The sequence below is a fragment of the Microcoleus sp. B3-D2 genome (assembly GCF_036705345.1).
GTDB lineage: Bacteria > Cyanobacteriota > Cyanobacteriia > Cyanobacteriales > Microcoleaceae > Microcoleus.
In genome coordinates this window covers 25,921-49,358 of the sequence record NZ_JAUBUG010000055.1, presented here as the reverse complement: position 1 = coordinate 49,358, position 23,438 = coordinate 25,921, and the positions used below count along the sequence as shown (strand labels likewise).

Here is a 23,438-nt window from a genome sequence, read left to right as displayed (position 1 = left end):
GAAGGAAGAAGGAAGAAGGAAGTTCGGCAACGGATTGTGTAACGGATGTAACGGATGTAACGGATGTCAGTCCGATGGAAGTCGGAAGAAGGAAGAAGGAAGAAGGAAGAAGGAAGAAGGAAGAAGCAATAAAAGTTAGGGACTCGGCCGTTGAAACCGCTTAAGAGTCAAACTTTCGTTCCTCTGGCTTGAGACTAAAGAATAAAGCCCGTCGGCTACCGCGAACCTTTGCAAACCCACTTCCACAAAGGATGACTCGGCCCCCGCTGGCGAATGCGCCGCACTTGTTGTTCCAAACCCTGTTTTTCCCGCAGGGGCAATCCTCGCACCATATTGCGACTTTGCCAAGTTAGCACCGCTAAAGTCATTCCCAAGCACAAACCCAAACCGAGAGTTGGCCAGCGATTAAAAGATAAACCGTAGCGCACCGCCGCCCAAGTTAAGTGTTCTAACCACAAAGCGATTTCGCGGCGCAAACCCCAAATGCTCAAAGAACCGACGCTAATCCACAGTAATATCACAGTTAACCAGCGGCCATAAACTGTTAGTTTGTGAAGCCTTTGGACTTCAATTTGAAAATTTGCGTCGCTTTCATTAGTCATTAGTCATTAGTTATTAGTCATTAGTATTTAGGGTACCCAGCGCGCAGCTTACCGCTATAAGTGGCGCGTCAAACCATTTTTTTGTCTTAGTCCTGAGTTAACCGTTAACAGCAGTCAGCAGCTTAATAACTAATGACTGATGAGCGATGACAATTAAACTTCCTCTGACTGGTTGATTCCTTCTGCAGGGACGGGGATAGAGTGGGCCGTGCGAGTGCGCCACCAAGCTAGCAGCGTACTGGCAATGAAAATACTCGAATACGCACCCGCAATAAAGCCGACAATCAATGCTAAAGCAAAGTATTTGAGGGTTTCGCCGCCAAACAAAAAGATTGAAAACAATGTCAGCAGCGTTGTCATCGTCGTGTTAATTGACCTTCCCAGCGTCTGCATGACCGCATCATCGACAATTTGATTTATCGACTGTCCCGGATTTAGCTTGATTACTTCGCGCACGCGATCGTAAATTACCACTGTATCGTTAACAGAAAAACCGATAATTGTCAAGAGAGCGACCACAAATAAGCTGTCAACCTCCACTCCTTGAACTAAACCCAAAAACGAGAAAACACTAAGAGTAACCAACACGTCGTGGAACAGAGCAACGAAAGCAAAAAAGGCATAATCCAACTGAAACCGGAATGTTAGATAAACCGTAATTCCCGCAAAGGAAAGGAATAAAGCCAACAATCCCGAAGTAAATAATTGTTTACCGAGGGTAGGCCCAACCGTATCAATTTGAGTAGATTGAGGAGCAAAAGCGCCTATCTTTTCGCTCAAAGCTGTTTGCAAATTAGTCCGCTGTTCGACATCCAAAGTTTTCGTTCGTAACGATAAACCTCGCTGTTCTTTGCCGATAACTTGAATGCTGCTGCCACCTAAACCTTGGCTGTCCAGGACTTGGCGGACAGCAGCAAGATCGATCGGTTTACAATTTTCCGGTTTCGTGCAGTCGAGTTCAAATTGCAGGCGAGTGCCGCCGATAAAATCTAAACTGGGGCGCAGCGGTGCGCGAATGTCGGGACGAGTCCAAGAAATGGCCATCGACACTATACCTGCAAGGATTATAGCGGCGGAAATACTCCACCAGAGCGATCGTTGTTTGATTACACTGAATTTCATAATTTGAAGGAAGAGGGAAGTTCGGCAACGGATTGTGTAACGGATGTAACGGATGTAATAAGGAAGGAAGAAGTTAACACTTAACAGTTAACAGTCAACTGTCAACTGTTAACTGTTAAGTGTTAACTATTAGCAGTTCTCGACAAACCGGGACAGAACCACTGAGGTTTCCGCAATGCTGGAAAGCTCAATACTACGAACAGCAGAGTGCGGCTGCAAGTGAGCGCAGTAAACATACTCACTCCCACCCCCAATGCCAGAGTTACAGCAAACCCTTTAACTAAACCAGCGCCCAACCAGAACAAAGCAGCACAAGCAATAACTGTTGTGACGTTACCGTCTAAAATGCTGGAAAAAGCGCGGTAAAAACCCGATTCGACCGATCGATAAAGCGATTTTCCGGCCCGCAACTCTTCCCGCGTGCGCTCAAAAATCAGCACGTTAGCATCCACTGCCATCCCGATGCTGAGCACAAAACCAGCAATTCCCGGCAGCGTTAATGTCACTCCCAAAAGCACGAAAGCTGCCCAAGTTAACAGAGCATAAATTAACAGCGCAATATTGGCAATTACGCCGGGGAGTCGATAGTAGGCAACCATGAAAATCAAGACTAAAACTAAGCCGCCTATACCTGCGTTAATACTGCTTTGAATGCTGTCTTTACCCAAGCTAGCGCCGATCGTGCGGTTTTCTACAATTTCGACCGGCACAGGCAAAGCGCCACCCCGCAATTGCACTGCTAAATCGTTGGCTTCTTGCGTTGTAAAGTTGCCTTGAATTACGGCACTCCCACCAGTAATTCCTGTTTGGGCAAATTCAACGCCGACGACTGGAGAACTGATCATTCTTTCGTCTAGGAAAATACCGATACTGCGTCCGGTGCCTGCTAAATTTTTAGTGAGTTGGGCAAATAGTTCGCCTCCTTTGGTATCGAAAACGAGAGCAACGTTCCAGTTGTTCCCAGAGGCCAAGGGTTGAGGTTGAGCGTCTTTGAGGTTTTCGCCACCGAGGCCGCTGCTTTTGAAGAGTTTGGCGATCGCCTCATTGCTTCTTTTCAAAGCAGCCTGATTTTCTTTAATAGCAGCCTCATTCGGGCTAGCTTTCAATTCTGCTTGTTTGACCAGCAATTCCTGCTGCAACTGCCTCTCAATGGCTAATTGTGTTTCTGTTCCTGGCAGTTGTTCCAGAAATTCTAGCTTGGCGGTGCCGCCCAAAACTCGTTCTGCTTGCTGCGGGTCATTTACTCCGGGCAACTGCACGAGAATTTGGTCTTCTCCTACTGTTTGGACTAATGCTTCGGAAACTCCCAAACCGTTAACCCGGTTTTCGACAATCCGCCGCACTGCTTCTAACATTCCCTGGTCAATTTTGGGAATTGTGGGGGTAGTTTTTACTTGAATTGTGAGTTGCGACCCTCCTTGCAAGTCTAATCCCAGCCGCGTCGGAATTGTTACTATTACAGTAATGGCAGCGATGATTAAAACAAAAATTAGGGCTAATAGGGAACGTTGTTTTTGCATATTTAATTATTAGTCATTGGTCAGTTGGCAGTTGGCAGTTGGCAGTTATCAGTTGGCAGATTTTAGTTATCAGTCATCAGTCATCAGTCAACAGTCATCAGTCAACAGTCAACAGTCAACAGTCAACCAATGACTACTGACTAATCACTATTTATACTCGCAAAGCTACCATTTTTTGGACTGCCTCGACAATTTGAGTGGGCTGGACAATGGTCAGTCTTTCCAAATTGCCGTTGTAAGGTGTCGGAATATCTTGTGAAGACAGCCGCAAAACCGGTGCGTCGAGTTCGTCAAAAAATCGATCGCTAATCGAAGCAATTAGTTCGGCACCAATGCCTCCTGTTTTCATGCACTCCTCTACAATAATTACTTTGTGAGTTTTGCGAATGGATGCGCCAATTGTCTCCATGTCCAGGGGTTTGAGAGAAATCAGGTCGATTACTTCTGGATCGTAACCTTCTTTTACCAGTGCGGGCACGGCTTGCATGACGTGGTGTCGCATCCTCGAATAAGTCACGATTGTGACATCTTTGCCCGATCGCACAATTTCTGCTTTGTCCAGCGGCACTAAATATTCTGTTTCTGGCAAATTTTCTTTGAGGTTGTAAAGAAGAACGTGCTCGAAAAATAGAACGGGGTTATCGTCGCGAATGGCTGATTTTAAGAGTCCTTTGGCGTTGTAGGGAGTCGAACAGGCAACTATTTTCAAACCCGGTACAGCTTGGAAATATGCTTCTAAGCGCTGGGAGTGTTCCGCGCCGAGTTGCCGGCCCACGCCGCCTGGCCCGCGAATTACCATTGGCATTTTGAAGTTGCCGCCGGATGTATAGCGCAGCATTCCGGCGTTGTTGGAAATTTGGTTGAAGGCCAGCAGCAAAAAGCCCATGTTCATGCCTTCGATGACCGGCCGCAGTCCCGTCATTGCTGCGCCTACTGCTAGGCCTGTAAAGCTATTTTCGGCGATCGGGGTGTCGAGCACTCTAAGTTCGCCGTATTTGTTGTAGAGGTCTTTGGTGACTTTATAGGAACCGCCGTATTGACCTACGTCTTCGCCGAGTACGAATACGGCGGAGTCGCGGGCCATTTCTTCGTCTAACGCCTCGCGGAGGGCGTTGAACAATAAGGTTTCTGCCATAGGAGGTTAAGCAATGATTGCAGGAGGGTCAGACTAGAATCTTAACCTTTTGGGGGTGTGGATGAGGAGGCGATCGCAAATTTGACAGTTAAAACCTGAGATTTGGCCAATCTGTATCATAACATTTGTATTATGTCAACGAATATTTAAGTTAAAATAATACTAACTTGCCTGCCCACAGCAGAGGAATATTATGCTCCAGACAAAAACTCAACTCACTCTGGAAGAGTTTCTCACTCTTCCCGAAGGAGAAGGCGATATTACCTACGAACTTATTGACGAGCAAGCAGTACCGAAAATGTCACCTAAAAAATTTCATTCTCGCGTCACCAGAAGCCTAATAAAACTCCTCGAACAGTGGGGTGACGAACGGGGAGAAATTGGTGTAGAATGGGCGGTGAAATTAACCCGCCACGGGCGAGACTGGGTGCCAGTACCCGACCTTTTATATGTTTCTTACCAACGCTTATCTCCTGACTGGAATCAAGATGAAGCCTGTTTTGTAGTCCCGGAATTAGTCATAGAAATTATTTCACCAGAACAAACTTTCGGTCAGTGAGCTGCTAAAGCGAGAGATTATTTAGATGCTAAGGTATTGCGGGTGTGGATAGTAGATAGCAAGGCGAGAAGCATTACAGTTTTTTACCCCGATGCAGCACCGCAGACTTATATGGGAGATACCCTATTAAAAGATCCACTTTTTGAGGGATTAGAATTTACTGCGAATCAGCTATTTCAAATGGCAAAAATACCACCAACATTCTCTTAGAAACCAAACTTTTTGTAGAAGTAGGGTTGGTGGATATTCTGTTTTTTGAGTGAGAATTTATTAATTGCTCATTCATCGGTAAACTAACAACTAACAAATAACAACTAACGAATAACTAATGACTAATTTCAGCAAAATGTTTTTGCAATAAATCGTGAATAAATCGATAACGCCGATCGCCCGTTTTTTGCAGCAACAAGCGATCGGTCGCAGCATCGAGAAAACGCTTGTAATCCCAAGGAATGTAGCCGTTCGACCACAGCACGAAGCGCAAGATAAAACCTTCAATCCCCGGAATTCCAGGCAACAAAGCACTAATTACCGCAGCAACAGCACCCGCAATTAATCCCCAAATCGACCCGGAAACGAGGGTGGCAATTAATCCCACAATCACCCAAATCAGGCCGCCAAGCAGCTTAACTCCAAACTGATACTTGCGCCGTTCATCGGCTGTTTGCAGCCAGCTAGACGGTATGCGATCGAGGTAAAATTCTTGAATTCCTTGCTGTTCCATTCTTCTGGCCAACCAGCCCAGCCAGTGGCGAATTTGTTCCGGCCGCAGTTCTTTACCTCTGGGATACTGCTTGACTTGTCCGGTGATTTGGTGGCGAATATAGGCAGTTAACAGATATTTGCGCTGTTCTTCGGCAGAAGTTATGCGCTTCCAAGCTTCGATTAAAATATCGTCGTAAGCCAGAGCCATCATGCTCAAAAGCAAGGGAACTTTTGCTATTTTCAACAACTCCGGCTCGCGCTCTATGCTGTACCAAAGTTCGCGGCTTCTAGCTTCTAGCAGATAATTTTGAATTTGAGTTTCTGTTAAAGGTTTCAATAAAACTGCGGCTTGCAGGCGAAATCTAGTTTCGCAGTTTTTGTAAGCTTCAAAACTGCTGCAAGCTACTAAATGTTTGGGTTTAAATTCGCTTTCAAAAAACTGATTGATTGCTTGAATACAGATATTTTGGCGGTGGGTTTCCACTTCGTCCAAGCCGTCGAGGAGAGGCAGCAATTTTTGTTCGGCGACCCATTTTTTGCCAACAGCAGGAGAGATGCCGTATTTGAACTGAAGTTGAGCAATTAACCAATCTGCGATCGCCCCGGATTCTGCTTTCCACGATCCGAGTTCAAACAGCACTGGTACTGGCAAACTAGCATCTTTTTGGGCGCGGGAAATTAACAGCCGAGCTAATTCTAGCAGCGTCGTAGTTTTGCCTGCACCCGTCGCTCCCAAAATTACCAATTTGCCGCCGGTGCGATCGAATACTTTAGCCATGCTGGCTTTGGGAGGAAGCCGAAAACTCGGACGGTTGCCCGCTTTCACTTCCACATCCCAACAGCGGTTAACACCAAGAGGCGACGAGTCTTGACTGAGGTTAGCCAGTACAGCGGCGTGCAAAGACTGCGCCAGGCCTGCTTGGACTTCCTGCTTCACCTTCTCCAACAATCGATCGCGAGGCGGTTGTAATCTCAGAGGAATCAATTTTGACATTTTATGTACCTCGCGCTGAACGCTTACTTTCGCAAATTGGCGCGCAAATAACCCAGAGCAAGATTACCATCAGTATAGGCGTCCAGTATATATTGACTCAAATTATTGCGACAATTATGGATCTGAAATTTTATCTAAAAATCCTGACCCTGTGGGCCGCACTAGGTATTTCCACATAAATTAACTGGCGATCGCCCCAACTCCCAAACAAAAATTATTAGTATAGATACAGAGAGGGTTTTTTATGTCATTTACGAAGGCTCAAATCATCACAGTAAGCTTAGCAGGAGTGGCAACAGCGGTGGGAGTGGCTGTTGCAACTATACAGTCGGGTGCGATGAAAGAATCCCATCCTCCCCTTGCTGAATCGCCCGCATCCACCAGAAACCAGATTGCAGGGCCGACGAACAACCCCGAATCTCGGCAACCCGAACCTCTGCAAGCACAAACCCCGGCTAGGGAATCTCCTCCATCTCAATCTCAACCAGGCAAAACCCCAGCACTTCAACCCTCGCTAGTTGGAGGAGTCTCTGGGCCAAAAGTTGAGCCAGTAGTTGTCACACCGCCAAATTCGGGTTGCAAAATCACCCAAGCTGTAGTCAGCGATCCGAATCCACCGCTAAATGTGCGATCGAGCCCCCAAGTAAGGGGCAGCCAAATTGTAGGAAAACTCAAAAATAATACCTTTGTTTCAGTCGCCGAAGAACAAAACGGTTGGCTGCGAATTACCGATCCAGTTCCCGGTTGGGTTGCGAAAAGACGCACCGAAAGCAGTTGTTCTAACGTCAACCAGCCGATTAATTTTTTGCCGGGAGGAGATGAGGCCATCGTCAAAGGTAGAATTATCGGTGGCGGCAGCCACTCTTACCGGATTCGCGTTAGAAAAGGTCAAACAATGACTGTTAGGAATCGGCAAGAAGTTTTCCCGCAAATTATCACTCCCGGTGGCAAACTTTTAGCCGGAGATCCTTATCAAGGCAATGAAACAGAGTGGACTGGAAAAGTCCCAGTAACAGGCAGTTACACATTACAATTAGACTCTAATTTCCGAGGATACGAATACGAATTTTCCGTAAAACTGCAATAACTTTTCTGACATATTTAGGAACACGGCACTGCCGTGCCCCTACCCGGATTTGCGACTTTTAATAAATAGTATAATTAAGGAATCGTTCCAAGCGATATATCAAGAATCGCAAATTTCTGCCAATCTTCAGAGTCAAAGTGCCACCATTCAGTTGTTATACCGATAAATCCGTGTTTTTTCATCGCATCCTTAAGCACTTGACGATTTTTCCGAGATTCGGCGCTGCCGCCTTGATAATCTCCGTGAGCTTTTTCGGTAAAATCATCGTAAGGTGTAGGCATTTCTAATTCTTTGCCGGTGCGATCGACTAAAGTCAAATCAATAGCAGCACCGCGATTGTGCCGCGAACCCCTAGCAGGATTGGCCACATAGCGCGGATCTGGCCAAGCTTGCCACATTTGCTTAGTGACAGAGAAAGGCCTGTAGCAATCGTAAACTTTCAAACCCAATCCGATTTTTTCCAAATCTGTTTGAACCAGCGCTAACTGTTGAGCAACAGAACTTCTCAAAGCGCATTTTGATATAGGGTAAAGTTTTCGTTTCAAAAAATTGTTAGTAGTGGCGTACCGGATATCGAGGCGAATGTTGGGATTTACGGTGCGGATGTCAACCAGTCGCGCGGAACGGGGAAGTTGACTCATGAAAATACTTTCAGGTACTACTGGGTTTGGTTCTGGTTGGGTAATTTGCACTTGTGGCGGCTCCTGGGCGCGAATAGATGTTGTATAACTCAGTGTGGTTGTAGATAGTAATACGAGGATAAATACAATTAAATATTTTGTAAATCGGTTTAATTTCATAGCTGTGTTAAGTGGATATTTAATAGAGTTTTTACATTTCCTATCTTGGAGAATTTTCGCGCTTTTCGTGTTGTCTGTCATCCCGCCAGACCGACAGGGGTTGAAACCCCTGTCTCATAGCTAAAGTCCTCTGAAGAGGACTGAAATATTTCTCTAAAACTTTTATTTTATGAGTCTTTCAGTCGGTTTTAACCGACTTTAGCTCTGAGACGGGGGTTTCAACCCCGGCGGACTGTCCGACTGTCCGACTATCCGACAAGCCCGAGAATGATCGATCTGATTTAATTGTTAATTATCCTCAAATTCCCAAGCGTTGATACACTAAATCTAAGTGCCTCAATTGATACTGCGGATCGAAACAATCATCAATTTCTTTGGTGGTCATCTTAGCTGTTACCCGATCGTCCTTAGCAATTAAATTGTAGAAATTGCCGCCCGGTTTGTTCCAAGCTTCGTGAGCACAAGATTGCACAATTTTGTAGGCGTCTTCGCGACTCGTGCCTTTTTCTACTAAGGCTAACATCACCCGCTGGCTGAAGATGACTCCGCCGTAAAGGTTCATGTTTTGCTTCATGTTTTCGGGATAGACTAGCAGGTGTTTTACTAAGTCTGTGGTTTCTACTAACATAAAGTGAGTTACTGTAGAACTGTCGGGCAAAATCATCCGTTCTACGGAACTGTGAGAGATGTCTCTTTCGTGCCAAAGTGCAACGTTTTCTAAGGCTGCGACGGCGTTGGCGCGGACGATTCTCGCCATCCCTGTGAGTCTTTCCGATCGAATCGGGTTGCGTTTGTGGGGCATGGCGGATGAGCCTTTTTGCCCTTTGGAAAAGAATTCTTCGACTTCGAGAACGTCGGTGCGTTGCAGGTTGCGGATTTCTACTGCAAAACGCTCGATCGATGCTGCTAACAGTGCTAAGGTTTGGACGTATTCGGCGTGTCGATCGCGCGAAATGACTTGAGTCGATGCGGTATCGGGTTCGAGTCCGAGGTTTTGACAGGCGATCGCTTCAATTCGCGGATCGATATTAGCATAGGTTCCGACTGCGCCGGAGATTTTGCCGACTGCAATGGACGATCGCAAATTCACTAATCGGGCGCGGTTGCGAAAGACTTCTGCCAGCCATCCTGCTAGTTTAAAGCCAAAGGTGATGGGTTCGGCGTGAATTCCGTGCGATCGGCCAACCATGACGGTATTGCGATGCTGTTGAGCCTGATAGCGAATAGCTTGACTCAATTCTTCGACACGTTCTAACAAGATATTGACGCTAGCGACTAATTGCAGCGCCAAAGCGGTATCGAGCACATCGGAACTGGTTAAGCCGAGGTGAATGTAGCGGCCGGCATCGCCTACATATTCGTTGACATTTGTCAAGAAGGCGATCATGTCGTGGCGGACTTCGGCTTCAATTTCGAGGACTCGTTTGGGGTCAAAATTAGCCTTAGCTTTGATTTCTTCGACTGCGGCGGCGGGGATGTAGCCGAGTTCGGCTTGAGCTTCGCAGACAGCGATTTCTACTTGCAGCCAGCTTTTGAGTTTGGCGGTTTCAGTCCAGATGTTGCCCATTTCGGGCAAGGTGTAGCGCTCTATCACGGTGGGAGTTGGGGAATGCGATCGTCCTATTGTACCGCTATGTGGCACTGGGGATAGGTCGGGTTGGCAGGGGCGATGACTCAATTTTTTGTGTATATGAAATATATTTACACCAAATTGGTGCAAAAAAAACACCTAAAGATAAATAATTAGGTATATAATGGGTGTAGAAGGAGAGAGAGAGTCTAGTAGCTTCCGTATGAAACAACAGCAGTTCAAGAATACACAAGCCCCGCGTCCCCCAAATGTTAAGCGGATGTCCGTCACTTTATCGGCGGATGCTGCTGAACTATTGGAATGGCTTGCTACAACCCAAGGGATAACTCAAATTGAGGCGCTTCGGAAAGCTATTGCAACTGAAGCTTACCTTCACAAAGAGATAAAACAAGGGTCTAAAGTTTTACTTCTAAATTCTGACAAAGAAGTGCGAGAAGTAATATTTAGATAATGCAAGCAGCGGGGGGATAAACAGGTAATTAATCCTTGAAAAATCCCCATGAAAATTAAACAGTTTGACCCGCACAACTATAGCCATCTCCAGCCTAATGATAACGATACTCTTGAGCAAATCGTTTTGACGGGCGAACTGGATATTGACAACTACATTACTAGCGTTTCCCCTAGCAAGGAAGTCTGCCAAGATGTAGAAGATTGGGTTAGACAAAATCGAGACAGAACGCGCTCAAAAATAGCTAATTATTTGCTTGGCATATTTGCTGGCTCCTTGGTTACGACTTTTGCTTTAGTGGGGGTAAGCTCGTTAACTCCAAATTCTGATAAAGGGTTACTCAAGGATTTAATTCCCCTGATTATTACTTCCCAAGCAAGCTTGCTGGGAGTTACCATCGGGTTTTACTTCGATAAGGATTAATCTGACAATCGAACCTGGCTCAAAAGTGCGATCGCGTCATTCCCTTTGGTGCGATCGCCTGTCCGCTTTTTTCTGCTGAAGGAGATAGAAGAGAGACTATGTTGAAACAAAAACCATCGCCAGAATCTGTTTTAATTACCGAACAAGAAACAGAAGCTATAAAAAAATTACAGCAGATTCTCAGCATCGAATCTGCACAAGTAAAATTAGTGGCAAGTAATGGAGAAGAAATTCTCATTCCCGAATCAGTTTACAATTTGTTGGGTCAAATTGTGCGCGCAATGGCATCGGGTCAAGCTGTATCGATAGTAACTCACAATCGCGAACTGACGGTGCATCAAGCTGCCGATCTCCTAAATGTATCGCGATCGTTCATTGTCAAATTGCTAGATGAAGGAGCAATTCCTTATATTGAACTTGGTTCGCACCGACGCATACTTTTTCAAGATTTAATGACCTACAAGCAACAGCGTAAAGTTCAGCGACGCCAATTATTAGACGAGTTGATCGAGATGACTGAAGAAGCTGGCTTGTACGAGGAATAGGACTAAGTGAATCTTTAATATGACTAAGCTGCGTGTTGTACTTGATGCTTGCGTCCTTTTCCCGATGTATTTGCGCGATACTCTGCTTTCCACTGCTGATGAAGATTTGTATTTACCATATTGGTCTCAGAAAATCATTGATGAAGTAATAGGCAATCTTGTTAAAGGAGGAACACTTTCGCAGGAGAAAGCAAAGAATCTTGAAAGGACAATCCAAAGAGCCTTTCCTGAAGCAATGGTTGAAGTGCCTGTCGCACTAGAGCAAGCAATGACCAACGATCCTAAAGACCGTCACGTTCTTGCCGCAGCCGTAACTGCTGGAGCTGATATCATTGTCACCAATAATCTCAAAGATTTTAGAGAAAACGATCTAGCTCCTTGGGACATTATAGCACAGTCGCCCGATGAGTTTCTGAGCAATTTATTGGACGAATACCCGGACTCAATAGTTGATTTATTACAGCAACAGTCTCAAAAGTACAAAAATCCCCCAAAGACTTTTACTGAATTAATTAATTTTTTATGTGAAAAAGCAGGTACACCAAAGTTTGCCAGTAATATATTATTAAAAATTCAGCGTCGCGAGGAAAATCAGTAATATCTTATTTGCTAATTCTTAGGCTTTGCCTGGAAGAGTAACTTTACTAGCTTTGTTCAAAGCAATATCAGCCAAATATGGAATAAGTGCAAAACCGATACACTCTGCTAAACGGGGCGGCACGGCATTTCCAATTTGCCACATTGCCTTTTTCATTGAACCTTCAAAAATAAATGAATCCGGGAAAGTTTGCAATCTAGCCATTTCACGAGCTGAAATAACGCGGTTGAGATAAGGATGAATATGAGTGCCGCCGTGATTTTCCTTAACAGTCATACTCGGTTTCCCCGGATACTGTCGCTTGAAAGCATCGGCGTAGCTTTCATATAAAGAACCGCCTGGTGGAACTTTAGCAAGTCTTTCCATGTACTCAACAGAATGACGAGTCCATTCGTGGTTAATTTCTGGTATGGGAGTATACTCTGGTAAATCATCAATTGCTGACTCAATCGCTCTGTATTGTTCGGGCAACAATTGCGGCTTCGGATAGGGATTTTGCATCCCAAATCTATTGGCAATAAAAATGGCTCGCGGGCGGATTTGCGGGACTCCATAGGCGGCTGATTCAAGAACAGCAACGGACATATGGGGATAGCCAATTTCCTCAAAAGCCTCGCAAATGGCTTGCTTAACAGCTCCTTTTTGTATAGTCAATATTCCCGGTACGTTTTCCATGACAACATACCAAGGACGTATTTCTGAGACAACGCGGACAAACTCTCTAAAGAGGCGATTTCGAGGGTCGTTGGGGTCGCGTTTTCCTGCAACTGAGAAGCCTTGACACGGCGGCCCGCCTACAACAACATGAACTTCTGGCGAACCAATTTCAGCGAGCAACTTTTGGGGATTTAAGTTTTTTATATCGTCGCACAAGTGATGGCTCTCGGGAAAGTTTTTTGTATGAGTTGCCGAGGCGATGGGATTAATTTCAACACTTGCTACTGGTCGAAAACCTGCTTGCAATAAACCTTGGGTCATGCCGCCCGCCCCGCAAAAAAGATCGACAAATGTATAGTCTGATTTTGGCAGTGACTGAGATTCAATATCAATGAATATCTTGTAGGGGTCGCAGTCATTTGCTTCTAGTTCGCGTTGGATGCGTTCGTAACGCCCTAATTTTGCTTTCTTCTGCTTTTTGGCAGGAATTGGTTCTGACTCATTTGAGAATAAAGACAGTTGTATTGCTTCCATTTTATATTTGTTTACTGCGTTCTATCTGATGTTGCCCACTTGGGGCAGGGTGTAGGGCTCGATCGCGCTTGGAGTCGGAGAGTGCGATCGTCTCACATATTGCACCATTCTCGCTTAACAGGCCCGACGACCTGTTCCACAATGAGTGAATTTTCGTGTGGAGTGGGCCCCAGAGCCCGCCCATAAAAGGCTGATTGAGAATGGTGCAATATGTCAGTTGTCAGGCAGTATTCTCCTAAAAACCCGGTTTCTGAGTACCCGCGCCTCTATTTTCAGCTTTTAGAGAGAGGTAAAAACTCGCCCGATCGCTACACTATGATTAACTAGGAACTCAGCAATTTTGGAGAAGAGGTGAATTGAAATTCGTTTCCGACCCGCAAATAAAAGTTAAAATCCGCAAAATGAACGAGCGGGTGCGGTGGCAAGAACAGTCGATCGTCCATCGGGGAATCGACCAAACTCGGATGGTTTTAGAAACTCAAACCACCGACTCTCCAGAGTTTTCGTTTTTAGTCGTAGGCGACAGCGGCACGGGCAATCACCGCGGCTACAATCCCCAGCGGCAGATTGCCGAACAGATGCTCTCCGAGCGCGAAACCTGCCGTTTCGTCCTCCACACCGGCGATGTAGTTTATCTCGTAGGTTCCAGCGAATATTACTTGCAAAACTTTATTCGCCCCTACCGAGAATTTATCGTCGGCGGCGAGCATCCCTCTCGGATTGCCTACGATCGCATGGTGTTTAACTTTCCCTTTTTGCCCGTACCGGGAAACCACGACTATTACGACTTGCCGATAGTCTACGGCATTCTGTCGGCGACAGCTTTGCCACTGCGTCGGCTGTTGGGTTCCAAGTTGGATCTCGATGTCGGCTGGCACGGTTCCGATCGCGGAAATGCCTACGCCAAAGCGTTTCTCGACTACCTGCAAGCTCACAAAATGCCGGGAGAACTCGATCGCCACCTAGACGCCCACTACACCGCCAGCACCAGCACAGGCCGCTGCCTCCGCTACCAACCCGGACGCTTTACCCGCTTACCCAACCGCTACTACACCTTCTGCAGCGGCGGAATAGACTTCTTCGCCCTCGACTCCAACACCTTCAACGAACCGTTACCGATCCCGAGAACCAAACAGGGCGACATTCGCCGCCAGAATTTGGAACTCGATCGCCAGAAGTTGGAACAAGAAAAATTGGCAATGCTCGAAATGTGCGATCGGCTCAACCCCCAAATTCCCGAGGAAGCCGAACAGCTAGACGACTTAGCCGCCAAATTAGAGCAAGTTGACGAAATGTTGATGGATATTGACAAACAACTGTCCCCCGACAGAACAGCCGCCACCGACGTTGAACAGCTCGAATGGCTAAAAAAAAGGCTGATTAACTCTTGGGGCGATTCCGAGGTGCGGGGGCGGGTAATTTACCTGCACCATCCCCCCTACGTGACTGAGGCGACAAAGTGGAATCAAGCTCAAACTTTGGCGGTTCGGTTGCGATTGCGCGAGGTGCTCGACGGGGTGGCCGATGCAGTTGGGGACGCGGCGCGGGGGCGTCCGCTAGTAGATTTGGTGCTGACTGGCCACGCTCACTGTTTAGAATACCTGCGGACAGGGAATACCGGACACGGCGACTCTGGGATTAATTGGATTGTCTGCGGGGGAAGCGGCCACAGTCTCCGCCGCCAGCGCCCGGAAGGGCCGATGTTGCAGGAAGCATTGAATCCTGAAGCTTATCGGTTGGCGCGGCAGTCTGGTTCCGAAACAGCCAGCAGGCGGGTAGCGGAATCTTTGCTATTTGTCGGCCGCAGCGGTCAAGGTTCCCACAAACGCCGTCCTTATTCGTGTTTGCGGATTGATGTTCTCGATGGGCGTCCCCCCAAGTTCCGCATCCGACCTTTGGTTGTCGAACGATTTGAGGGGAAATGGCAGGATATCTCGATCGAACCTTTTGTGATTTAACTTTCGTTTTTCTGTAAGTCTCCATCCCCTTTAAAAACCTGGGCTTTGACCGATTCCGGTTCCCGCTTTTTTAAGGCTACGGGGGATCGAGAGCCGAATTCTCGCACAAAATACTTGTATCAACTTAATTCAGGACAAAAATTCCATGATTGCTAATTTAACCGCCACCGGCTGGGAAATTATTTACCACCGCGCCCACGCTTTACTCGCGGCGCAACTTGGCGGACAGTGGAAGCGCTCGAAATCTCCGGTGCGCCTCTACGAAACCATAGCGGCTATTTCGCATCACGACGATTTGGAGAAAGAGTGGGAAGAAAATATTTTGACTGAAGCGGGCGCGCCCTTTGATTTTACCTTGCAGACGGAAACTTCTCTGCCGAAAATTAAAGCCATGGCGCAGAATGCCCTATATCGCGGTAGGTGGGTAGCAATGCTGATTTCTATGCACATGAGCTTTCTCAATGAAGGAAAGCGGGGAGAGTCGAAGGAACTCGACGAATTTTTGGACGAACAACTGGAAAATCAAAAAAAATGGCAAAAAGAGTTGCAAATTTCCGAGGAAGATGCTAAGGCAGCTTATGCTTTTTTCCAGTGGTGCGATCGGCTATCATTAATTCTTTGCTGCAAGGAGTTACCGGCCGGAGAACGAGCTTTAGAAATTAGTGTCGGCCCGGACGGCAAGCGCTACGATATTTTACAGCACAGCAACGAACTCGTGACTGTCACTCCTTGGCCTTTTGAAGACGATAAGTTTACTGTTAACGTCGAAGCGTGCCTTTTGGATAAAGTCAAGTTCGACAGCAACCAGGAAATTAAGGAAGCGCTGCAGAAAGCTCCCCGCGAAGTCTTAGAGTGGACTTTTGTCAAGTCTTAATTAAAGCTCTATAGCAATCCTAAATCATTTGCATAATTATTGTAGGGGCAATCCCCCCGTGGTTGCCCGATAGATAGGGGGTAGGCACTCTTGGCACTACCCCTACAAATTTATCTGAATCATTTAGGATTGCTATAGCACCAATACTGCACCGTTCTAGGTTTGTAGGGAGAACTTCAGTTTGATCGAGTTTGATGAGAACTGAAGTTCTCCCTACAAATCAATTTGATTGTTGGCGATTTCCCGGACATAATATTATCAATGAGTCCTTACCAATTACCCATTACCAATTACCAAATATGGAACGTTCAGCTTGCCTAATTTTCAATCCCGTCGCCGGTAACAGCGACCCCGACCAAGACTTAGCTAGAATTCAGGAACTTTTAGAGCCTTTTATTGACTTAGACATTCGCCTGACCACCCCCGAATTAGACGCAGATCAAATCGCCCGCGAAGCAGTTGCTAGGGGAGTTGAGGCAATTATTGCTTCCGGGGGCGACGGCACCTTGTCCGCAGTGGCTGGGGCGATTGTGGGCACAAATATTCCTTTAGGAATTATTTCGCGGGGAACTGCTAATGCTTTTGCTAATGCTTTAGACATTCCAAATACAATTGAAACCGCCTGTGAAAATATTTTGGGAGGATTGACGCGGGTGGTGGATGCAGCGATTTGCAACGGTGAAATGCCGATGGTTTTGTTAGCTGGAGTGGGCTTTGAGGCAGAAACTGTCGAACTAGCCGATCGCGAAATGAAGAATCGTTGGGGAATGCTGGCTTACATTCTTTCAGGAATTAAACAGTTAAACAATTTAGAAAGATTTGAAGCGGAAATCGAAACCGAAGATAGAATTATCAGCCTTACTGCTGTGGCCGTCACCGTGGCGAATGCAGCGCCGCCTACTTCTATTTTAGCTCAAGGCCCGGCGGGGATTATTTTTGATGACGGCTTGCTGGACGTGACGCTGGTTGCGCCTCAGAATAAAGCTGGGGCGATCGCAGCTTCTTATCACCTATTGCAAACAGCTTTGAGCGGCAATCCTACGGATCGCGACGACATCGGTTATTTGCGGGCAAAAAAAGTAACAATTAGTGCCGATCCACCTCAAAAAGTAGTTATAGACGGCGAAATCATCGGCATGACTCCGGTTTCTATTGAGTGTGTTCCGGGAGGTTTAACTATTTTTGTACCGCGAGTTGAAGAAGAGCAAGCGGTGGAAAAACTCACCGGTTTAGCGGACATCGAAATTACATTGAAACCCTCAACTTAAAATTTTTAGCGACACCAACAATAAAAAAGACCGCCCGGGCGGTCTTTCTTTTTTAGGCGTCTAAAATTTGGCGAATGCGGCGCTCCAAACGTTCGAGATCGAGTCCACCTTCATCGCGGCTGATGCGGCGCACGGTGACGTTAACATTGCTCAAATCTGCCAGCAAATCTTGCAGGATTTCTTGTTGCTGGCGAGCTTGAGTTATTTCGCGCGGTTCCTGCACCAAATCGCGAACAATTGTATCTTCCGCGCGCGAAGCAACGATCGGGTCTGCTTCGCCGTCTACGTGCACAAAAGTGCGCCGACCGGGCCCGCGTTCTTCTTCAATTGGTATTACTGCTGTTACTCGATCGGAGCGTACATATTTTCCAAATCCCAGGTGGACTAAGACGGACGATTGTATTTTCATAGTTAGCAAGTTTTATTTGTTAGTTATCTATATTTTAACTCGCCTTTCCGGCTCTAACAAGTAATATCCAAGCGGGTTTTACACCTATTTTGAAGAGTTTTTACTGGGATAAAATGTGGTCATTTTTTAGTAAATGTGCTAAATCGTTAGTGGGAGATAACCACCTCAAAAAATATTTTTTTAGTAAGAACGTCCGTGCTGATTCCCCAAAGTTTGAGGACGGACGTTTTCACTGCGAACGTAGAAAAAATGAGCCGAGAAAGGAGGAAATAACGTAGCTTATCAGCTAAATTGCTGAGCGTAGTAGCCTGCGTAGCGATCGCCCTTTTCCAGCAATTCCTCGTGTGTCCCAGATTCCACAATTCTGCCTTTTTCCAACACTAAAATGCGATCGGCTCTCCGCACAGTAGCCAAGCGGTGAGCGATAATAAAAACCGTGCGATCGCGCATCAATCTTTCCAGCGCTTCTTGCACTAAACTTTCGGACTCCGAATCCAGCGCCGATGTCGCTTCATCCAAAATCAATATTCTGGGAGCAAGCAAAACTGCACGGGCGATCGCAATTCTTTGTTTCTGTCCCCCAGATAAATTTACACCCCTTTCTCCTACCCAAGTTTGATAGCCGTCGGGAAACTCACTAATGAATTGATGAGCGTTAGCAATCTCCGCAGCTTTTTGCACATCTTTCAGTTCATAATAAGATTGACCGAAAGCGATATTTTGAGCAATTGTACCCGAAAAAAGAATAGTTTCCTGCGGTACAATGCCGATTTGCCGCCGCAGAGTATTTAAGGTGACATCTTGAATATCAATACCGTCAATTAAAATCTGTCCCGCTTGCGGATCGTAAAATCTGGGTAGCAAATTTACTAAAGTAGTTTTACCCGCACCGGATGCACCCACGAGAGCAATCATTTCTCCCGGAAGTGCCAGTAAACTCATATTTTGTAAAATCGGAACCCCCCCTTGCCCCCCCTTATCAAGGGGGGGTTGAGGCTGTTTTCCCCCATTGTCAAGGGCGGGTTGAGAGGGGTAGGCAAAATTAATGTTGCGGTATTCGACTTTGCCTGTAACATGGGGAAGTTCAATTGCGCCCGGTTTTTCGACTACTGTTGGTTCAATTGCTAATAATTCAAAAATGCGATCGCTAGAAGCTTCTCCCTGCTTAAAATCTCCGTAATTAGCCGTTGTAATAGCGATGGGGTCAATTAAAAGTGCCACCCCTGCGATATAACTGATAAATTGAGTACCTGTGAGATTTCCTTGAGAAATTTGCCAACCTCCCAGGAAAAAGAGCAAAATCACGCTCATCGCTTCCAGAAAGCCAACTACAACGAACTGAAGTGCTTTTACTCTTTCTGACAGATACTTAGCGCGGCGGTTTTGTTCTGCTTCTTCTGCAAAGCGGGCAATTTCGTAGTCTTCAGCCACAAATGCTTTTATTAAGCGAATGCCGCTGAATACTTCTGTCAGCAAAGCCGATAAATCAGAGATGCGATTTTGACTTTGGCGCGAGTAACTTAGCAGTTTCTCGCCAAACCAACCAATTAAGATAGCCATCAGCGGTGCAATAATTAATGCACCTAGAGTTAATTGCCAGTTGAGATAAATCATATACCCCAGGACGGCAATTAGCTGCAAAACACAAGGGATAAACTGATGAAAAAATTTATTTACAACTTCGCCAATGCGGTCAATATCTTCGGTGAGGCGGTAGGATAAATCTCCGGTTTTGGCGGTTTCAAAGTAGCCGATATTGAGTTTTTGCAGATGGGAGTAGACTTTTTTGCGAATTTCTAAAGCAATAGTCAAAGCAGCTTTTGCCATCAGCGTATCTTGACCGTACTGGGCTGTACCGCGAATTAGAAATATGATGGCGCTGAGTGCAGCAATTTTAGCGAAGCCTTTTAAATCTCCATTACCTATAAATTTGGCTGTTTCGCCAACCAGCCACGCTATAATTGGCCAAAATATGGTAAATACTACGGTACAAGCTAATGCTTTACCGATGGTTTGTTTTTGGGGACGGAGGTAGGGTAAGATTTGCCAGTATGTCGATCGAGTTTTCAAGATATTTTGCCCTCGCAAATTCTGTTTTTGGGGATCTCTGCAAGAATATTCAAACTTCGATCCCCCTAACCCCCCTTACTAAGGGTGGTACAAGATTATTATTCAAAGTCCCCCTTTTTAAGGGGGATTTAGGGGGATCTCTGCGTAAGTCATAGAGATATCTGAGCCTGAATATGATATCAGCGATCGGGCAAATCTCAACAATCATTCTTCACCCAAAGCATCCGGGATAGAAAGCCCACAGATTCATCTGTGGAGTTCATTGTCCAATTCTTCAATCTAAAATCTAAAATCTAAAATCTAAAATCTAAAATCATTCTTGACCGTCGGCATGAGTAGCCTGTACCTTAGCCCCCGCGACAACTTCGCCCCGAAAGGCGGCTGACTGTCCGGGTGCAAGAGTAACTGGTTCAGCGTAGATAAATCCGTTGTCAATTAAATTGCCTGACTCGTCCAAGACTTCATAATTGACTTTGACATTCTTGATTATTTTGCAGCCTTGATTAAGGACTTGACCGCTGAAAAAGTTGCCGTCATAATTAGTCGCCGCAATTGACACTTTGGCAGCGATGTTGGCACCGGGAAGGCAAGTTTGGGAAGTGCCTAAAGATGGCTGTTTCTCGCATAACTTGCCCAAGTCTACTGTTTTGCCGTCGGGAGTTTTCATGTAGCAAAACGGCTCGTCAATTTCGGAGTTTTGGGCAATTGTATTTGTAGAGTATGCAATCAAAGGGCGAGCTGAGATCGGGGACATTAGCAAAAGGGATAAAGCTACTGTTAAGTGTAAATAAATCATGCTTTTTTCGGCAACTAATGAAATTTAATTCTATTGTAGAATGGCACTAAAATTTAGGCTAGCATATCTATATGTATGGCGCGTCGCGCTCACGCTGCATTGTGCTATGATAAGACATCAAACTTTAGAAACTAAAGTAAAGTCATGGTCGTTACTCAAGATAACCCAGGACAAAAAACGTTAGAACTGATCGTAACGTGGGAGAAGTTGCCAGACGACTTCCAATTAGAAGAAAAACCTGTGGAGAATACAGGTCAACCGCTAATTGCTGGAGCGCTGCGAGAAATCTTAGAACTGAGAGGATTGATCGGGCCACGAATGCTGATAGCCAGCAAATTTGGCATTTGCGCTACTGTCAACGGTGAGTTAGTAATCAAAGCACCTGATTGGGTTTATGTACCGTCGGTACTGCCCGCCGAATCGAGAAGAGACCGCAAAAGTTATACCCCAAACTTGGAAGGAGAAATTCCCACCATGGTCATGGAATTCTTGTCGGAAACAGACGGCGGTGAATATTCTGTCAAACGTACTTTTCCTCCGGGAAAGTGGTTTTTTTACGAACAAATTCTGCAAGTACCAACTTACATCATTTTTGACCCAGAAACTGGCTTGCTGGAAGTATATCGCTTGCAAAATGGCAATTACGAATTAGAATTTGCCGACGCGGAAGGTCGCCACTGGATGGCAGATATTGGTTTGTATTTAGGAACGTGGCGAGGGGAGAAAGAACAGCGTTCAGGCTATTGGTTGCGCTGGTGGGATGAAGCAGGAAATCTGCTTTTATGGGGTGTAGAACAGTTAGCAGCAGAACGGCAGCGGGCCGATCGCGAACGTGAGCGGGCCGAACGACTGGCTGAATATTTGCGCGATCGGGGAATTAACCCGGACGAGATTATTTGATAAGTTGTACGCCATATCTGTAGGGTGCGCCGGGGCGCGCACCTTACGAGATTATCTAATACTCGGCTTTCTATTCCTAAGATTCTGCGCTCCGGGAACTTTCCGGCTGGGACGGCGATTGTTCAAATTACTCGCAGTTCGAGCATTCAAAGCATCGGCAGAAGGTATCAAACCCAAGTCTTGCAAAATTTCAACAGCCGCCCTTTGTCCAGTTTCGCAACCGCCTTCCATGTAACCTTGATTTTCCAGGGAAGTGTGTTCCCCGGCAAAATATAAATTGCCAACTCGTTCGCCTTCAACGCCGTACATTTGCGTCCACTGTCCGACTAAATAGCAGGAATAAGAACCTTTGAAAAAGCGTTCTCCCGGCCAATAAGCTCGCACAGCTTTGCCCGATCGCAAATTTCTCACTCCGGGAAAAACTCTTTCAAATTGGTTCAAAAATCTTTGTGCTTGATCTTCTGGAGTTCCGGCACCGATCGACAAACCCTGCTTTCCTCCTGTAAAATTAGTAACTAAACCGTTAGGAGTAGGAGCAAAAGGCGTAGCTTCCCAGGTATTCTGGAATCCTAAATCGCTATAAACAGAAGCAGTCGATCGATAAGGTTCCCGCCAAATTCGGCTGCGATAGCCGGTAATTAACTTAGAATTAGTACCGTAACCCAACTGCTCGATCGCCCTGCGCTTTGGTTGGGGCAAAGGTACGTTAATTCTAACGTCTCGCAGAGTGCTGAACGGCAAGGTTAACAAAACTCGCTCGTAAGTGCGCTCGAAGGCGCTTTGTCCCGATCGCAAATTTACCCGATAGCGGCCATCCGGCAAAAGAGTAATCGCTTCCAAAACCGTCCCCGCTTCGATCGAACCAGACAATTGACCCGCCAAACGGTTGATAATTTGACTGTTACCGCCGTCAATTTGATAACGCTCATCGCTGTTGCCGTACAATTCAAAACTGCCCGCCTCAGAACCGATTAAAAACAGCAGATTTAACGCCGACTGTTCTTCAGGATCTCGACCGTATTCAGTTGTGTAAGCAATGCGGAGTAACTGCCGGACAAGCGTGCTAGTCTCAGCTTGGTCTACATATTCAGCGATCGAAAGATTGTCCAATCTTTCCGCTGCTTCCGTAAAATCAAGATAGCTAATTTCATCGCCAACCGTCTCCAAATCAGCACTAATTTTACTCGCTAGCGGCGCAAATTCCGCGATTATTTGCTCAAGAGAAAAGCGGCGCCCTTGAAAGAAAAAAGTATCCTTCACCAGTCCACTCTGCACTTGGGCTAAGTCGATCGCCCGCAAACCCAATTCCGACGCCAGCGAGATTAAATTAGTGTGGCCGGTGTCAATAAATTCTCCCCCCAACTCTGCCGGAATCAGCGTTCCAGCCACCTTGGGAATAGTGCGTATCCGCCCCCCCACGCGGTTAGTTGCCTCGATTATATCGGCGCGCACGCCCGCTTGGCGCAAGCGATAAGCCGCCGTCAAACCCGCAATTCCCGCACCCACAACCAAAATGGGCGATCGTCCGCCCTGTTGAGCAAAAGCTCCCCCTCCCTCCCTGGTAAAAGTCGCAGCAGCGACAGCCCCCGCAGCAGCTAAGCCCCCGTGCAGCAAGCGGCGCCGAGATATGGCAGAATTGGGAATGCCAGCGCTCAGCATCCCCAGCAGTTCATCAGCCGGAATGCCCGTTTCCCTTGATTTCTGAGCAATACTCGCAGCGCGGCGCAGCATTGCCATCAGTCCAGATTTAGCCATAATTAAGACATCCTCACAAAACAAAACTTTGATGTAAACTGGATTCTCGATCGTGTACTTTCCAGACTAAAGTCCAGAGAGATTT

General features: G+C 46.4%; 21 protein-coding genes and 1 pseudogene. 10 read left to right on the top strand and 12 right to left on the bottom strand.

Going from position 1 to position 23,438, the window contains the following annotated elements; all coding sequences use genetic code 11:
* Window positions 1–215: 215 nt before the first annotated feature.
* From QUB14_RS20215 to QUB14_RS20200, 4 genes are all read right to left on the bottom strand, one after another.
* Complete coding sequence (locus tag QUB14_RS20215; RefSeq protein WP_190657455.1) at window positions 216–602, bottom strand: hypothetical protein; 387 nt, start codon at window positions 600–602, stop codon at window positions 216–218.
* Between the two features lie 153 nt (window positions 603–755).
* Window positions 756–1,724, bottom strand: coding sequence for a protein translocase subunit SecF (gene secF / locus QUB14_RS20210; protein WP_333214142.1), 969 nt, complete (start codon window positions 1,722–1,724; stop codon window positions 756–758).
* Between the two features lie 122 nt (window positions 1,725–1,846).
* On the bottom strand, window positions 1,847–3,244 hold the full coding sequence (secD, locus tag QUB14_RS20205) for a protein translocase subunit SecD (RefSeq protein ID WP_333214144.1): 1,398 nt from the start codon (window positions 3,242–3,244) through the stop codon (window positions 1,847–1,849).
* 151 nt (window positions 3,245–3,395) lie between these two features.
* Window positions 3,396–4,379: an alpha-ketoacid dehydrogenase subunit beta gene (locus QUB14_RS20200; RefSeq protein WP_006631063.1), complete on the bottom strand. Its 984-nt coding sequence runs from the start codon at window positions 4,377–4,379 to the stop codon at window positions 3,396–3,398.
* 193 nt (window positions 4,380–4,572) lie between these two features.
* Between QUB14_RS20200 and QUB14_RS20195 the strand changes: the two are divergent.
* Window positions 4,573–5,148, top strand: a pseudogene (locus tag QUB14_RS20195) (Uma2 family endonuclease).
* A gap of 115 nt (window positions 5,149–5,263) precedes the next feature.
* On the opposite strand, the gene QUB14_RS20190 reads toward QUB14_RS20195, so the two are convergent.
* A complete protein-coding gene (locus QUB14_RS20190; protein ID WP_333214147.1) occupies window positions 5,264–6,637 on the bottom strand; it encodes an NACHT domain-containing protein in 1,374 nt (457 codons plus the stop codon).
* A 244-nt stretch (window positions 6,638–6,881) separates the two neighbouring features.
* On the opposite strand from QUB14_RS20190, the gene QUB14_RS20185 reads away from it, so the two are divergent.
* Window positions 6,882–7,724: an SH3 domain-containing protein gene (locus QUB14_RS20185; RefSeq protein ID WP_333214149.1), complete on the top strand. Its 843-nt coding sequence runs from the start codon at window positions 6,882–6,884 to the stop codon at window positions 7,722–7,724.
* 74 nt (window positions 7,725–7,798) lie between these two features.
* Here the strand turns inward: QUB14_RS20185 and QUB14_RS20180 are convergent, their stop codons facing one another.
* Both QUB14_RS20180 and purB read right to left on the bottom strand, forming a co-directional pair.
* Entirely contained in the window at window positions 7,799–8,524 is a 726-nt protein-coding gene (locus tag QUB14_RS20180) for a M15 family metallopeptidase (RefSeq protein ID WP_333214150.1), read from the bottom strand.
* A 298-nt stretch (window positions 8,525–8,822) separates the two neighbouring features.
* The gene (purB, locus tag QUB14_RS20175; protein WP_333039418.1) at window positions 8,823–10,118 is read right to left on the bottom strand and encodes an adenylosuccinate lyase; all 1,296 of its coding nucleotides are present in this window, start codon (window positions 10,116–10,118) and stop codon (window positions 8,823–8,825) included.
* Between the two features lie 199 nt (window positions 10,119–10,317).
* Here purB and QUB14_RS20170 point away from each other — a divergent pair, with 199 nt between their 5' ends.
* The 4 genes from QUB14_RS20170 (at window position 10,318) to QUB14_RS20155 (ending at window position 12,132) form a co-directional block, all read left to right on the top strand.
* Window positions 10,318–10,566, top strand: a complete 249-nt coding sequence (locus tag QUB14_RS20170; RefSeq protein ID WP_333214152.1) for a CopG family transcriptional regulator — start codon at window positions 10,318–10,320, stop codon at window positions 10,564–10,566.
* Between the two features lie 48 nt (window positions 10,567–10,614).
* Complete coding sequence (locus QUB14_RS20165; RefSeq protein ID WP_333214154.1) at window positions 10,615–10,989, top strand: hypothetical protein; 375 nt, start codon at window positions 10,615–10,617, stop codon at window positions 10,987–10,989.
* Window positions 10,990–11,087: 98 nt separating this feature from the next.
* On the top strand, window positions 11,088–11,534 hold the full coding sequence (locus QUB14_RS20160; protein WP_333214156.1) for a helix-turn-helix domain-containing protein: 447 nt from the start codon (window positions 11,088–11,090) through the stop codon (window positions 11,532–11,534).
* 19 nt (window positions 11,535–11,553) lie between these two features.
* Entirely contained in the window at window positions 11,554–12,132 is a 579-nt protein-coding gene (locus QUB14_RS20155) for a PIN domain-containing protein (RefSeq protein ID WP_333214158.1), read from the top strand.
* Window positions 12,133–12,150: 18 nt separating this feature from the next.
* Here QUB14_RS20155 and QUB14_RS20150 read toward each other — a convergent pair whose 3' ends face one another.
* Window positions 12,151–13,323: a DNA cytosine methyltransferase gene (locus QUB14_RS20150; protein WP_333214160.1), complete on the bottom strand. Its 1,173-nt coding sequence runs from the start codon at window positions 13,321–13,323 to the stop codon at window positions 12,151–12,153.
* Between the two features lie 356 nt (window positions 13,324–13,679).
* Between QUB14_RS20150 and QUB14_RS20145 the strand changes: the two genes are divergently transcribed.
* The 3 genes from QUB14_RS20145 to QUB14_RS20135 all read left to right on the top strand — a co-directional run bounded on the left by QUB14_RS20145 (window position 13,680) and on the right by QUB14_RS20135 (window position 17,423).
* On the top strand, window positions 13,680–15,281 hold the full coding sequence (locus QUB14_RS20145) for a metallophosphoesterase (protein WP_333214162.1): 1,602 nt from the start codon (window positions 13,680–13,682) through the stop codon (window positions 15,279–15,281).
* Between the two features lie 145 nt (window positions 15,282–15,426).
* Window positions 15,427–16,155, top strand: coding sequence for a DUF3891 family protein (locus tag QUB14_RS20140; protein ID WP_333214164.1), 729 nt, complete (start codon window positions 15,427–15,429; stop codon window positions 16,153–16,155).
* Window positions 16,156–16,454: 299 nt separating this feature from the next.
* Window positions 16,455–17,423 carry a YegS/Rv2252/BmrU family lipid kinase gene (locus QUB14_RS20135; protein WP_333214232.1) on the top strand — a complete coding sequence of 323 codons (969 nt, stop codon included), beginning with the start codon at window positions 16,455–16,457 and terminating at the stop codon, window positions 17,421–17,423.
* A 52-nt stretch (window positions 17,424–17,475) separates the two neighbouring features.
* Here QUB14_RS20135 and QUB14_RS20130 read toward each other — a convergent pair whose 3' ends face one another.
* The 3 genes from QUB14_RS20130 to QUB14_RS20120 all read right to left on the bottom strand — a co-directional run bounded on the left by QUB14_RS20130 (window position 17,476) and on the right by QUB14_RS20120 (window position 20,632).
* Window positions 17,476–17,832, bottom strand: a complete 357-nt coding sequence (locus tag QUB14_RS20130; RefSeq protein WP_006631047.1) for a hypothetical protein — start codon at window positions 17,830–17,832, stop codon at window positions 17,476–17,478.
* A 282-nt stretch (window positions 17,833–18,114) separates the two neighbouring features.
* Window positions 18,115–19,902: an ABC transporter ATP-binding protein gene (locus QUB14_RS20125; RefSeq protein WP_333214166.1), complete on the bottom strand. Its 1,788-nt coding sequence runs from the start codon at window positions 19,900–19,902 to the stop codon at window positions 18,115–18,117.
* 313 nt (window positions 19,903–20,215) lie between these two features.
* On the bottom strand, window positions 20,216–20,632 hold the full coding sequence (locus QUB14_RS20120; RefSeq protein ID WP_333214168.1) for an FxLYD domain-containing protein: 417 nt from the start codon (window positions 20,630–20,632) through the stop codon (window positions 20,216–20,218).
* Between the two features lie 210 nt (window positions 20,633–20,842).
* On the opposite strand from QUB14_RS20120, the gene QUB14_RS20115 reads away from it, so the two are divergent.
* Complete coding sequence (locus QUB14_RS20115) at window positions 20,843–21,598, top strand: Uma2 family endonuclease (protein ID WP_333214170.1); 756 nt, start codon at window positions 20,843–20,845, stop codon at window positions 21,596–21,598.
* A 51-nt stretch (window positions 21,599–21,649) separates the two neighbouring features.
* Here QUB14_RS20115 and QUB14_RS20110 read toward each other — a convergent pair whose 3' ends face one another.
* Window positions 21,650–23,353, bottom strand: coding sequence for an NAD(P)/FAD-dependent oxidoreductase (locus QUB14_RS20110; RefSeq protein WP_333214172.1), 1,704 nt, complete (start codon window positions 23,351–23,353; stop codon window positions 21,650–21,652).
* Window positions 23,354–23,438: the final 85 nt, after the last annotated feature.